Origin of the sequence: Streptococcus mitis, from assembly GCF_001281025.1 — a bacterium.
GTDB classification, from domain to species: Bacteria; Bacillota; Bacilli; order Lactobacillales; family Streptococcaceae; genus Streptococcus; species Streptococcus mitis_AK.
In genome coordinates this window covers 1,102,009-1,116,592 of record NZ_CP012646.1, presented here as the reverse complement: position 1 = coordinate 1,116,592, position 14,584 = coordinate 1,102,009, and the positions used below count along the sequence as shown (strand labels likewise).

9 protein-coding genes and 3 pseudogenes are annotated in these 14,584 nt (G+C 39.4%); all 12 read right to left on the bottom strand.

Going from position 1 to position 14,584, the window contains the following annotated elements; all coding sequences use genetic code 11:
* Positions 1–13: 13 nt before the first annotated feature.
* Positions 14–433 carry a F0F1 ATP synthase subunit epsilon gene (locus RN80_RS05440; RefSeq protein WP_000068037.1) on the bottom strand — a complete coding sequence of 140 codons (420 nt, stop codon included), beginning with the start codon at positions 431–433 and terminating at the stop codon, positions 14–16.
* A gap of 10 nt (positions 434–443) precedes the next feature.
* Complete coding sequence (atpD, locus tag RN80_RS05435) at positions 444–1,850, bottom strand: F0F1 ATP synthase subunit beta (protein WP_049547270.1); 1,407 nt, start codon at positions 1,848–1,850, stop codon at positions 444–446.
* An 85-nt stretch (positions 1,851–1,935) separates the two neighbouring features.
* Positions 1,936–2,814 (bottom strand): F0F1 ATP synthase subunit gamma, encoded by an 879-nt coding sequence (locus tag RN80_RS05430; RefSeq protein WP_000301224.1) that lies wholly within the window; start codon positions 2,812–2,814, stop codon positions 1,936–1,938.
* Between the two features lie 15 nt (positions 2,815–2,829).
* Positions 2,830–4,335: a F0F1 ATP synthase subunit alpha gene (atpA, locus tag RN80_RS05425; RefSeq protein WP_000996629.1), complete on the bottom strand. Its 1,506-nt coding sequence runs from the start codon at positions 4,333–4,335 to the stop codon at positions 2,830–2,832.
* Between the two features lie 14 nt (positions 4,336–4,349).
* Positions 4,350–4,886, bottom strand: coding sequence for a F0F1 ATP synthase subunit delta (locus tag RN80_RS05420; RefSeq protein ID WP_004256581.1), 537 nt, complete (start codon positions 4,884–4,886; stop codon positions 4,350–4,352).
* Positions 4,886–5,380, bottom strand: coding sequence for a F0F1 ATP synthase subunit B (gene atpF, locus RN80_RS05415; protein ID WP_001103468.1), 495 nt, complete (start codon positions 5,378–5,380; stop codon positions 4,886–4,888). The genes RN80_RS05420 and atpF overlap by 1 nt, the downstream gene beginning before the upstream one ends.
* Before the next feature lie 13 nt (positions 5,381–5,393).
* Positions 5,394–6,104: a F0F1 ATP synthase subunit A gene (atpB, locus tag RN80_RS05410; RefSeq protein ID WP_000392870.1), complete on the bottom strand. Its 711-nt coding sequence runs from the start codon at positions 6,102–6,104 to the stop codon at positions 5,394–5,396.
* A 33-nt stretch (positions 6,105–6,137) separates the two neighbouring features.
* Entirely contained in the window at positions 6,138–6,338 is a 201-nt protein-coding gene (locus tag RN80_RS05405) for a F0F1 ATP synthase subunit C (protein WP_001054560.1), read from the bottom strand.
* 313 nt (positions 6,339–6,651) lie between these two features.
* Positions 6,652–7,938 carry a peptidase U32 family protein gene (locus RN80_RS05400; RefSeq protein WP_060628020.1) on the bottom strand — a complete coding sequence of 429 codons (1,287 nt, stop codon included), beginning with the start codon at positions 7,936–7,938 and terminating at the stop codon, positions 6,652–6,654.
* 443 nt (positions 7,939–8,381) lie between these two features.
* A pseudogene (locus RN80_RS10295) lies at positions 8,382–9,098 on the bottom strand (collagen-flanked surface repeat-containing protein); the annotation flags it as partial.
* A gap of 267 nt (positions 9,099–9,365) precedes the next feature.
* Positions 9,366–9,719 (bottom strand): annotated as a pseudogene (locus tag RN80_RS10290) (collagen-flanked surface repeat-containing protein); the annotation flags it as partial.
* Positions 9,720–10,028: 309 nt separating this feature from the next.
* A pseudogene (locus RN80_RS05395) lies at positions 10,029–14,324 on the bottom strand (putative Ig domain-containing protein); the annotation flags it as partial.
* Between the last annotated feature and the right edge of the window lie 260 nt (positions 14,325–14,584).

The following is a 14,584-nucleotide window of genomic DNA, read 5'->3' as shown; positions in this document are numbered from 1 at the left end:
GTTCATTTTTTTCTTATAGTCTATTTCCGACATTAATACGGTTAATGGCACGTTGCAGTGCAATCTTCGCACGACGTTCTTGGTCAATCAAGTGTTTGTCTTGTGCTTCTTCAATTTCACGCTCTGCTCGAAGTTTGGCACGTTCTGCACGACTAACGTCGATATCACGAGCCCGTTCTGCAGAGTCAGCAACGATTGTGATAACACCATTGGCAACTTCGATAACGCCTCCGTTCACTGCAATCCAGTTCACGTGATTTTCATCATCTACACGTTTAACCTTAACCTCATCAACTGCTAAAACTGCAATCATATTTTCATGTCGTGGCAAGATTCCCATCTCACCATCCAGAGTTCGAACTGATACAAAGCTGGCATGGTGATCATAGACGAGACCATCTGGTGTCACGATCTGGACAGTTAACTGAGCCATAGATCACCTCTTAAAATCCCATTTTTTCAGCTTTTGCAATCACATCTTCGATAGAACCAACCCCACGGAAGGCATCTTCTGGCAAGTGGTCGTGTTTACCATCAAGGATTTCCTTAAAGCCACGAACAGTTTCAGCAACTGGAACATAAGAACCTGGCTGACCAGTGAATTGTTCCGCAACGTTGAAGTTTTGTGACAAGAAGAACTGGATACGACGGGCACGAGCAACCAAGGTCTTTTCTTCATCAGAAAGCTCATCCATACCAAGGATAGCAATGATATCTTGCAATTCATGGTAACGTTGAAGAACGCGTTTTACTTCAGCAGCAACTGCATAGTGCTCTTCTCCAACGATTTCAGGTGCCAAGGCACGTGAGCTTGAAGCAAGTGGGTCAACGGCTGGGTAGATACCCAATTGTACCAACTTACGTTCCAAGTTAGTTGTTGAGTCCAAATGAGCGAAGGCTGTTGCTGGCGCTGGGTCAGTATAGTCATCCGCTGGCACATAGATAGCCTGGATAGAGGTTACAGAACCCTTTTTAGTTGATGTAATACGCTCTTGCAATTGACCCATTTCCGTAGCAAGTGTTGGTTGGTAACCAACGGCTGATGGCATACGACCCAAAAGGGCAGATACTTCTGAACCAGCCTGAGTGAAACGGAAGATATTATCGATAAAGAGAAGCACGTCTTGGCCTTCCACATCACGGAAGTATTCAGCGATTGTCAAACCAGTAAGGGCAACACGCATACGTGCTCCTGGTGGCTCATTCATCTGACCAAATACCATGGCTGTTTTCTCGATAACACCTGATTCTTTCATTTCCCAGTAAAGGTCGTTCCCTTCACGAGTACGTTCCCCAACACCGGTAAATACTGAAATACCACCGTGTTCTTGGGCAATGTTATGAATCAACTCTTGAATCAAGACAGTTTTACCAACTCCGGCACCACCGAAAAGTCCAACCTTACCACCTTTAAGATAAGGGGCAAGAAGATCGATAACCTTAATCCCTGTTTCAAGGATTTCAGAAGAGGTAGACAACTCATCAAAAGTTGGAGCTTTTTTATGAATTGGCTGACGCTCTGCATCTTCTGTAAAAGGAACTTCCAAGTCAATGGTATCTCCCAAAACATTGAAGACACGTCCCAAAGTTTCTTTACCTACTGGTACAGAGATTGGACGACCTGTGTCCAATACTTCCATTCCACGAGTCAAACCATCTGTTGATTCCATGGCGATAGTACGGACCATACCATCTCCCAACTCCAAGGCTACTTCAAGGACGATTTTTGTTTTTCTTTCGTCATTTTTGTAGACGACAAGTGCATTGTTAATCTCAGGAAGTTTTTCCCCTGCTGCAAACAAGACGTCTACAACGGGACCGATAACCTGAGCAATTTTACCTGAACTCATCTCCTTCTCCTATTCTATATAAGATACTGTCGGTCCCTAGCTTAACTAGGTCCTAAGTTCATTTTCATACGAGCTGGACTAGTGCCTATTCTAAGGCACTAGCTCCTGCTACGATTTCTGTAATTTCTTGTGTAATCGCCGCCTGTCTGGCACGGTTATACTGAATTGTCAAATCATTAATGACTTTCTTAGCATTATCTGTCGCTGTTTGCATGGCTGTCATACCCGCAGCATTTTCGGCTGTCTTAGCGTCGATAATAGCACCATAAATCATACTTTCTGCAAACTGAGGCAACAACTGCTCCAAAATTTCTTCTCGGCTAGTTTCCAATTCAAAGGTCAAGCTGTAACTGTCATCTGCTTCATTTGGATCCAAGTCAACAATTGGAAGCATTTGTTCCACACGCATTTGACTGGTTAGCGTATTGACATGGTGGTTATAGCAGACATAGAGTTCATCAAAAAGTTCATTTTGGTACATTTCAACAGTTTTTGAAATAATCTTACGGACTTCATCAAAGCTAGGTTGGTCTGCCAAGCCACGTAGTTCATAAAGTGGTTGAATACCACGAGCCTTAAAGAAATCAGCTCCCATTCCACCAATACAGATCATTTCAAAACCTTTACCATCTGGATGGTACTCTTCTTTCAGCTCCATAACGGCTTTCAGAATAGAGGAATTATAACCTCCAACCAAACCTCGGTCTGATGTAATGACGATATAGCCTGTCTTCTTAACTGGACGGCTAATCAACATCGGATTGGTTGAACTACCAGCTCCATTCCCATGAAGAATATCCGTCAAAAGTTTACGAACTTTCTGAGCATAAACTTGGAAGTTGCGAGCAGCTTCTTCAGAACGACCTAGCTTAGCAGCTGATACCATCTGCATGGCATTAGTGATTTGACTCGTATTTTTTGTTGAGGCGATTTTTGTTTTAATATCATTTAGAGATACTGCCATCTGACACCTCTATTCTTATTGGAAGCTGGTTTGATTGAGAAACTCTGTAATCGCAGCATCCAAGACTGCTTCTTCTGGCAAGTCTTTTGTATCACGAATGGTTTCTAAAATCTCTGGATGTTGAGCGTCAAAGAAGGCATGGAACTCTTCCTCGAAACGAACAATATCATCTACTGGAACAGTATCCAAGAAACCATGTGTCAAAGCATAGAGAATGGTTACTTGTTTCTCAACAGGTAATGGTTTGTGAACAGGTTGTTTCAAGACTTCAACTGTACGACGTCCACGGTTCAACTTAGCCTGTGTCGCCGCATCTAAGTCAGAACCAAACTTAGTGAAGGCTTCCAACTCACGGTATGAAGCAAGGTCGATACGAAGTGTACCAGCAACCTTCTTCATGGCTTTGATTTGTGCAGAACCACCTACACGCGATACAGAAGAACCCGCATCGATGGCTGGACGAATACCTGCATTGAAGAGACCATCACCAAGGAAGATTTGTCCATCAGTGATTGAAATCACGTTGGTTGCGATATAGGCAGAGATATCTCCTGCTTGTGTCTCGATAAACGGTAGGGCTGTAATAGATCCACCACCAAGTTCATCAGAAACTTTAGCTGAGCGCTCAAGCAAACGGCTGTGAAGGTAGAAAACATCCCCTGGGAAAGCTTCACGACCTGGAGGACGACGAAGCAAGAGAGAGAGTTCACGATAAGCTACCGCTTGTTTTGATAAATCATCATAAACGATCAAAACATGTTTCCCTTGGTACATAAATTCTTCCGCCATGGCAACCCCAGCATAAGGAGCTAGGAAAAGCAATGGAGATGGTTGTGAAGCAGAGGCAGTCACAACGATTGTGTAGTCCAAGGCACCGTACTGACGTAGTGTTTCTACTTGCGTACGAACTGTTGATTCTTTTTGTCCAATCGCAACATAGATACAGATCATATCTTGACCTTTTTGGTTCAAGATTGTATCAATTGCAATGGTTGTTTTCCCTGTCTGACGGTCACCGATAATCAACTCACGTTGACCACGACCAATCGGTACAAGGGCGTCGATAGCTTTCAAACCAGTTTGCAATGGTTCTGATACAGACTTACGTTGCATAACACCAGGAGCTGGCGCTTCTACTGGACGAGTTTTATCAGTGTGGATTTCTCCAAGACCATCAACTGGACGACCAAGCGGATCCACAACACGTCCAATCAGACTTTCACCTACTGGGACTTCCATGATTTTCCCTGTACGGCGGATTGTATCGCCTTCACGGATATCTGTAAAGTCACCTAGGATGATAATACCAACATCTGTTGACTCCAAGTTTTGAGCCATACCATAAGAGCCGTTTTCAAAAATCAACAACTCTCCACTCATGGCATTTTCAAGTCCGTGAGCACGCGCGATACCGTCCCCGATATAGGTTACAACACCTGTTTCAGTCACATCAAAATTGGGTTTGAAATTTTCAATTTGTTGCTTAATTAAAGCGCTGATTTCTTGTGCGTTAATTGCCAAAAGAACACCACTTTCTATTTCAAATTTTCTTTAACAACTTTAAGTTGTTGTTTAATACTCACATCAATTGTCTTGTGATTGGCAAAAATGACAAAACCACCAATAAGACTTTCATCGATTTGTTCTTTTACACTCCTTACTTTAAGAGACATTTTTTTCTCAATCAAAGGGAGCAAGCGACTCTTCTGTTCATCAGTTAAAGGATGAGCTGACGTAATCGTCACTTCAAATCGATTTGTTTCTTTTTCAAGTCGGTTCAAGCAATCTACAAGAATATCATAAAAAAGATTTGCTCTGTGATTGTAGATAAGAACCTGGATAAAGTTTTGCAATAAAGGTGACACAGAGTCTTGGAAGAAAGCAATTGTTTTTTCCTTATCAGACTCGTCTACTGCCACTTTTTTTAAAAAAGAAGGTAAACCTGTTTCTTCAGCAACTTGCTTGATTTGAGCTAAGTCTGAAAAGATACGGTCTTCTTCTCCTTTTTCTAAAACCAATTGGACAAAAGGCATGCTGTATTTTTCAATTACCTTTACTGTTTTCTTGTCCATTAAGCTTCTCCTAACTGATCGATATACTGATCAATGAGTTCTTTATGGGCATGACCGTCAAGGTTTTGTGAGATGATTTTACCAGCCAGGCTGATTGTCAAATCTGCTACCTCACCCTTAACGCTTTGTAAAGCTTCAGCTTTATTTTGAGCAATTTCTTGGTTCGCTTTTTCTTTCAAGCGTCCTGCTTCTAGCTTAGCATCTGCTAAAATACTAGCTTTGCTTTTCTCAGCTGTTTCTTTCGCATTCTCAATGATTGTCTTAGCTTCTTTACGGCTACCAGCCAATTCATCTTCGCGTTTTTGAGCCAATACTTCTGCTTTTTGACGTGCTTGTTCAGCTCCGTCAATATCTGCTGCAATTTTTTCTGCTCTTTGTTCGAAAATACTAGTCAAATTTGACCAAGCATATTTCTTAACCAAGACTAGCAAGAGAATAAAGGAACCAGCGATTAGTATAAAATCACCAAGTAATTCACCTACTGTTACATTCATAAACTACTCCTTTCTATTCTTCATCATTAATTTTATTTCCTAGGTACATTGAAGATAACAATGTAAATACATATGCTTGTACACAAGAAATAAAAACAGAAAATGCAGTCCAGATTAGATTTGTTCCAAAAGCAATAGGGTACCAATAGAAGGCCTGATGAGAAAGTAGGACTAACATACTTGCCATCACTTCCCCTGCAAAGATATTACCAAATACCCGCAATGCAAGTGAAAGGAGATTGGTAACTTCTTCCAAGAGATTCATTGGTGTCATAAAACCTGGTGTTACAAATGCTTTTAAATACTTTTTGATTCCACGACGACGAATTCCTTCTACGTGTGTCATTAAGATAATTGTAAAAGACAAGACCAAGTCAAATGACAAATTTGCTGTTGGTGAGGTCCAAAGATTTACACCATCTGTAGTCTGAATTCTAGCCATTAAGCCAATATTATTTGCAATGGCCATAAATAGGAATAAACAGAAATAAAAGAGAGAATAATCCTTTATCATTGGACCAAGGTTTGATTTTGTAAATCCAACAACAAAATCAAATAAATACTCTAATACATTTTGTTTTCCTGTGGGTCTCAAAGTCATATTTCGAGTTGCCCAATAAATAAAGCCAAAAATAAGTGCTACAGTCAACAAAGTCAAAACTACTATGGTTAAATTAAAGGTAACAGGACCAATATTGATGGTTGGATTAATACTTTCTTCCATCTAAAATCCTCCCTTTTTCAATTTATACTTCTTTTATTTGATGATAAATGAAAAGACAAGAGTAACGAAGAAAGTACCTTCAATAAAGGCAACCCCTAGGATCATCAAACTACGTAGTTCTGAGATGATATCTGGTTGGCGAGCAACTGATTTCAACAAACCGTTCATCAACATACCTTCACCAAGAGATACACCCATACAGGCAAGACATAGACCGAAAAATGTTAAATTCATGACGAATTCTCCTTTTAATTAAAATTTACTTACTTAGTTTAGTCCTAAAAATTGGATTTGTCAACTTTTTACTTACGTTGAAAGCGTTTAATGAAAATTATTTACAATTTTACTATTTTTTAGCTTATTATATAGAAAACTTTGGAAAAAACTTGTAATAAATCCGTCCATTATCTAGGTCTTTCTGAAAAATAATGAAAAATCCGAGATGAAATCTCGGATGGAAATTAATATATTTTTTTAACCTAATGTTCTTTTAGTAAATAGGATTAAAGGGAAAGCAACTAGAAAACTTTCGTCTCCTACATGTTTATTAAGCACGAACTGTGACGCTGGTTCCATCTTCCTTATAAAGATTGATAAGACCTTCTTTAAGAGCTCGAACCATGTCTCCAGCTTGAACAGGTTGTGGAACCTTGATAGTCAAGAGTTCCATTGGATTAGGAGCACGATCGATCTTATTTCCTTTAGCATCATGCAAATCTTCGATATAAGTCTCAAAATGACGGAAACCTGGACCATAAAACTCAACTTGGTCCCCTTCGTTAATGACGTTCCGTTGGCGAATGGTTGCTGTTTGTGTCGCATCATCGTAAGAAACCACTTCAGCGACAAACTTATACTCAGGAATTTTACGACGAGCACCAAACAACTGCTCATTTTCAGATGGTGTACCATAGTAGAAACCTGTTGCTAATTCACGTTGGGCAACCTTCCACATCTCATCAATCAAGTCTTGCTTGATAGCTTCAAACTTCTCTGGACTCTCTAGATAAGCATCAACAGCCGCCTTATAACAGTTAGTTACTGTTGAAACATAGTGAATAGACTTCATGCGTCCTTCGATCTTCAGACTGTCCACACCGTTTTCAATCATATCTGGGATATGGTCAATCATAGACATATCAACGGCTGACATTGAAAATTCTTCAGGAATTTCACCTTTAAGACTCTTACGTTCCTTCCCAAATGGCATATCGTAAAGGTCGTACTTCCAACGGCAAGACTGAGAGCAACCACCACGGTTAGCATCACGCATACTCATGTGATTTGAAAGCGTACAGCGACCTGAGTAGGAAATACACATAGCTCCATGAACAAAGGCTTCAATCTCAACGTCTGTACGTTTGCGAATTTCTGCCAATTCTTCCATTGAAACCTCACGCGCCAAAACGACACGAGTCAAGCCCAGTTCTTTCCAGAACTCAAGAGTTTCATAGTTGGTGGCACTTGCTTGGGTAGAAAGGTGGATTTCAAGACCTGGTGCTTCAGTCGCCGCAATCATAATCAAAGCTGGGTCAGATACGATAACTGCTGCAATCCCGATATCACGTAGTTTACGGAACCACTCACCAGCACCAGCCTCATTTCCTTCGTGCATAACCATATTGGCAGCCACATAAACCTTAGCACCATACTTGGCCGCAAACTGTACGCCTTCTTCCATCTGTTCGAAAGTAAAGTTTCCGGCACGGCTACGAAGACCATAGGCCTGACCACCGATAAAGACAGCATCTGCTCCATATTGAACAGCTACTTTTAGCTTCTCTAAAGTTCCTGCAGGTGATAAAACCTCAGGACGTTTTAATGTTTTTGCCATGTTTTCTCCTATTTGCAATATAAAAGTTTGACGTTTTTCCTTCTCATTTTATAGTAAATAAGCCATAAAATCAAGCCTAGACAGATTGTTTTGACAATTCTAATCTTTTAGACTTTAGATAACAGAGTTCTAAAAGCTTTTACTTATAACAAACTTCTCACATCATCATCTCGTGAAAAATTTATACTCAATAAAAATCAAAGAGCAAACAAGGTAGCTAGGCGTACAGCAAGGAGAAGCTAAAAATATCCTCCGATACACCACTTTCATCTAGCATATCGGAGGATTAGCTCTTATAGCACTATTCTTATTATGGAACACCTACAGTCTGGTAACCATAATTAACTATCTTAAGCCAATAAAAGCAAGTAAGCATCTGAAGGATTTACACCTTTTATACTCCATTCCTACTTTTGATAAACTAAGAGCGAAAAATTTAGCTTCTAGTCTTCTTTTCTTTTGGCTACATAAAGAGTAAGTAAGATTCCACTTCCTAAAAGAATTGAAATGACATCTGTTTGACTTCCAGTATTCGGTAAGGCTACTCTTGTATGATTCGTCATTCCAGAAGTTCCATAATCTGGGATTTGAGTATTTGTTTCAGATGTTACTGGAACTGTGTTTGGAATCTCAACAGTGTCAGAGGTATGTGATTCAAGTACATTTTGATTATTTGTACTTGGGATGCCTGTTCCTGACTTGTCCGTTCCTGGCTTCCCTGTATTTGGAGTACTTTCTCCTGGAATATCCGGTTTGCCGTTTTCAGGTGTTCCTGTATTTGGAGTGCCTACGCCCGGAGTGTTTGGTTTATTTGTTTCTGGCTTCGGCTTCGGTTTTGATTCCGGTTGTTCTGATGGTGGTGTAATTCTTCCCGATTCTGGTTTCGGTTGTTCTGGTGGTATTGTTCCAGTATTTCCTGGTTGTACAGGGGTTGGATTCACAGCACAATTACATGTTCCATCCTTACCATCACGTCCATCTTTTCCGTCTTTACCATTTTTCACTACAATTTCTTGTTTTGTTCCATCTGGATTTGTGATGACAATTGTATGACTTCCATCTAGATTCTCTTTCGTTTCAATTGTAGGAGATTTACCGTCTTGGCCATTTTTCACTACAATCTCACGTTTTGATCCATCTGGGTTGGTAATAATAATTGTATGGCTTCCATCAGAGTTTTCTCTTGTTTCAATTATCGCTGATTTACCATCAATACCATTACGACCGTCACGACCATCTACTCCGTTATAGATATCTTCCTCACTAATCAAAGTATCTCCAGCAGTATAGGTCAAAGTATTATCATTATCGTAATAAACTGTAATATGAACGCCAATTGGCTCCGTTGCTGGTTGAGTAGTTGCAAGATCCTCATCCACACTTCTTGCTCTTCTAGCGCTTCGAGGTTGTGCAGGATAAATTGGTTTTAGTTCAATTCTTGGAGAACGTCCATCTTTTCCGTTTTCTCCATTTTTAACCGTTGTTGCAATTGGTTCTTTACCATCTGGTTGAGTAATTGAAATTGTATGACTTCCATCTGGATTTGTCACTACACTTACTTCTGGTGTAAAGCCGTCTTTTCCGTCACGGCCGGCTACTCCAGCTTCACCTTTATCACCTTTTGCTCCCTTGATATTTCCTGCTGGTTTCCACTCTCCATCTTTCTTAACAAGGACATCTCCTGTTGTTGTATTGATGAATGTGTCGCCATCTTTTCCATCTTGGGCTTTTGGTGCATTTGCGCCACTTAAGATATCCTTCCCGTCTCTGCCGTTTTGTCCTGGTAAACCTTGAGCTCCATCTTGCCCACGTTCACCTTGAATACCTTGGTCACCCTTGTCACCTTTTGGCCCAGCTACTCCAGTTTCACCTTTTTCACCTTTTGGTCCAGCTGCTCCGTCTTGTCCATCTTTAATCACGGATGTGCCTAGAACTGTATCTGTTCCTTCGTCAAACTGATTATTGGCATTCTTGTCACTATAGAACGTTAATGTCGTTTCTTTCTTAGTTTCATCACGGTCTACTTTAACTTTTGGAGTCTCACCATCTTTACCATTTTTAATAACGGTTGATACTGGTTGTCCACCTGGTTGTGAAATCGTAACTGTATGCGTTCCATCATTGTTTTCTGCCACAGTTACAGTTGGTGTAGCTGGTGTTAAGTCTACAACATCTATGGTGATATCTTTGGTAATTGATTTAGTTTTACCTGCATTTATCACCGTTACTGGTATATCAAATGCTCCAGCTATTGTTGGTGTTCCTGAAATAGTCTTAGCAGATTCATCGTATGTTACACCATCTGGAAGTTTGGTCTTATCAACCGTTAATGTAGCACCTGCTGGTACTGTAAACGTAATTGGACGAAGATCAGTTTTTCCTAGCGCAATCATTTGACGATCATTTTTAATGTCTAATGATACTGGATCATCTACTACCGTTACAGTGATAATCTCTTCTGCACTACCTTTACCTAATGTTTCAGAATCCAATGTTGCTTTTAAACGAACTTTATAAACACCAGGCTTGGTTGGAGTTCCACTAATTGTATGCGTTGCAGCATTATAATTTAAACCTGCAGTTGATTCAAGATATGAGTCTAAGTCTGTTTCCGGTAAATCTACGCTTAGATAACGAGCACCTAAACTTGAATGTTCACTGTGAGAAACCACCATATTTTTAATAGTTTCACCCAGACGAATCGTTTGTTCTTTTTCTGTAACATTAATACTTACAGGAAGTGGGCGAACATTAATTTTAATATGCCCACCTGCAACTGGAGATTCTGCCATTTCTGGGAAAGTAGCTTTATATGGAATTAAGTACTCTCCCACTTTAGATGGTGTTCCAGAAATTGTTCTACTTGCTGAATCATAAGTAACTCCTGGTGGAAGTTGACTTGTATCAACTTCTAATCTTGCTTTACTGTCAGAAGGAGTCAGTACTACATTGTCTATAGCAGTTAGAACTGTCTTCTCTTGTTCCTTATTATCAACCGTTACAGTTAAATCACGTGATGTTACATTAATCGTTAAGGTTGCGCTTGCTGTTGAATTCCCACTAATTGTCGGACTTGTTGCTGTGAATGTTGCTGTATAGGTTCCTACTTTTGTAGGAGTTCCTGAAACAGTTTTCGTAGCAGCATCATAGTTTACACCTGGAGGAAGTTCTCCAGAAGTGATTGTTAACAAGGCTCCATCCGCTTTCAACTTAATCGAAGGAAGTTCATCCAAAACTTTCACTTCTTTTTTATTGTCTGGAATTGAAAAGTCTAAAGGAACACTTTTTACTGTGATATTGACATACGCATAGGCATATTGGTTATTTCCCGATTTGTCAGTTCTATATACATAAGCATATGTTTGAAACTTACCTACTTGAGTTGGAGTTCCTGTTATAGTTTTATTATCTGAAGACCAACTTAAACCACTTGGTAAACTTCCACTTGTATAACTTACTGTCGCATTTTTAGGAATTTTAAGAGTAATCGGTGGTATTGATTCACCTGCTGTAAACGTGTAATCAACTGCTGGAACATTAAAGTTTCCTGGCGTTACTGTCAAATCGACTACTTTAGTAATGGAAACTCCATCTTTTGTAGCAGTAACCGGAATCACATAATGTCCTTCATATAATCCAGTGCCTGATAATGTTTTGCTATTGCTATCATACATAACACCATCTGGCAGTGTTCCTACTGAAACTGTAGCCCCTTCAGTTGCTGTCACAACCATATCTGCAAATTTAGTTCCTTCTGAAACTGTTTGCTTATCATTCGTTACAGATAAAGTTAAATCAGAAACTGGTGGAGGTGTAACTGTATAAGTAAAGCTGGTCTTAATCTGACGACTTTGACCTTCATTATTGGTATAAGTAGCTGTTACAATCGCTGTTTGTGGTGCATCTGTATGTTTTAAAGCATAACCTGTTAGACCTGTATTGTCAGCATTAGGACTTAGGTAGAGATGTTCTCCATCAGCCTCAACTGATAGACTCGTAATCTTACTACCATTTGTCATCGAAACAGGAATAGTTGGGATAGCTTGTCCTTCTTGCCAACTTTGATTGGAAATAGGATTTAGGCCGTCCATTACTTCAAAAGTAAATTCCCGTACCGGAGCATCTTCTCCATAGTGTCCATCCTTAGCCTTTGCTGTAATCTTATGAACACCGATAGGTAAGATTACTCCATCTCTTTTGGTAATGACGTATTTAGTTGGATCTTCTGCACTTCTTGTAATGCTAACTCCCTCAGGAGCATTTATGTCCATCAACTCTGCATTTTCTTTATTTAGTACTAACTCACCTAATTTTTGAAGGGCAGTAGATTTAGGAACTGCAACTGGTGTTGGATTTTTTACTTGATAAAGCTTATCCGCATGAAACAAAACATCTGCATGGGTTAAGTAATTATTTAATCGATAATCACTGTTATTAGCAACTGAACGTTCCTCCGTCCTGACTGGAACTGTAAATAGTTTTTCAGTTCCAAAACTATCTGTCGTTTTAAACTTAATTGTAAAGTTGGCTTGCTGTTTAGGCAGTTTTGTAAAACGTACTCGATAAGGAAGTCTATCGACAGAATAAGAATCAGCTTGCCAATCATTGCCAGATTCTAATTTAGAAACATCGACTAGTTCGTATGCTACATCTGCATTGGTATCTATACGTTCAAATTTATCAATCCTTACCTTATCCAGAGAAACAGAAGAATCGCTAAATCTTAATCCAAACTCTGTATAGTAATGAAGCGTATCTTTTTTGGCATCTTTAATTGTTCTTATAGTGTCTGTACTTTCTAAATCATTGGAATTTCTACTATCAGAACCATATAGGACATTTGGATTATAATTTCTGACAGTTTCACTATCATAACCTACAGCATAACCAAAGGTTGTTGTAGGAATAACCAAACCTTCATCTGAACCGCTTGCAGCACTAGGATTAAAAGAATACCGACTAGCTCGTGCTGTATTTATTACATAAGTACCAGGATTTCTAATAGTTAGAGGTATACTCTTTTCATATTGACCGTCTTTAGAAACTAAACCAATATTATAAGTACCCTCCTTAATACTCTTATCTAAAGTTATTTTTCCTGAAATTCTTTGGTTGGCAGAATCATAAGTTAATCCTAAGTCTTTGGCCCCTTGAGTCAATTCCACTTGCGTTTTAGGATCTATACGGCTAGTTCCTGTTTTATAACTTAATGTTATGTCACGTCCATCTTTAGTAACAGTAGAATAGCCACTCTCATTTTCTACGGTAATATAGGGTAATTCACTAACTGATTTTATGATTAGACTTGTCGTATAGGTTTGATTGTTATATGTGAAGCCGACATTGTAAGTACCAGGCTCTACCGTAGTTGGAACATTTCCAGATAGGGCGAGAATCCAGTCACGATCCCCTGACGGATTCCTAGTCTCTTTTTCTATAATCTTTAAACCTAATTTTTGAGCATCTTCATTTACAGTTGAACCATTTTTAACTCCATAGTATAGACTAGAATTAGAACCATAGTATGGTGCAAGATCGGTAGAAATATCAAATTCGACTTTAGGTGCAGTTGCTGCTCCGTAGGAGTAAACCGTTTTTGACCCTGTTGTCGGGATTAGCACAGCTGGTTGACTCGTCGTCTCTGCATCCAACATATAACTAAGATTGCCTGAATGCCCCATCTTTTTGAGTTGGTTCCAGACTGCCTCGATGGCTTCTGCTAGATTGGTACGTGCTGTTTCAAAGGCTGTATTTGAAACATCTATTGACTTGAGGGAAGTTCTGGCCTCTGTTAAAAGTTGGTTGGAGCGACGCAAGGCTTCTTCGATGGCAGCTTTTTGATTTGAGTCTGTTAGACCGCTCAGGTATTTTTCTGCTTCCTTCGTTACTACCTCTGCTTCAGTGATTGTTGTTCCCAACTGGTCCTTGTCAGGATTTGTAACCTCTTCCTTTTCCTCCAGTTTCGTCAGAGGAGCCTCTACTAACGGTTTTTTATCGGATTCTTTCTGAACAGTCTCTGCCACTTCTTTTGACAGCATTTCTGGCTGGGCTTTTGGATCCTTTTCTGTAGAAACTGCTTTTTCTGAATTTGAAATGCTTGCTTCAACTGACGGTTGAGTTACAACTGGTTTTTCTGCCGACTGATCTGACTCAGGTCTAGGAACAACTTGATTTTTATCAGTGTCTACAGTAGCTGCTTCTACCTTGGGTTGAGCTACTTCAGCATCTGGGTCCTTTTGCTTTTCCGTATGGACACCTATCACTTCACTGGCGCGTACGACTGGCGCATTGGCTACAGCACCAATAAAGAATTGCCCAATCAAAACAGATGCCACACCGACACTGAATTTTCTAATGGCAAACTTTTGACGTTTTTCGAATTTCACTTCTATTCTCCCTTATTATTTTTTTGAGTTCTTTTATCAAACAATAATAAACATATACTAAATCATAAGCAATTGTGTATATTATTGCCTATTTTACTATTTTAATACTTTCTAAATAAAAATCAACAGATATCCACTGTTTTCTTTCACAGCAAAAGTAGAAATAACCACTAATAATAAATTTATCACAAAATAAAATACGCAAAATTAATAACTATTCATTTCATTAAGTGTTTGTTCTCGCTATACGCATATTTACC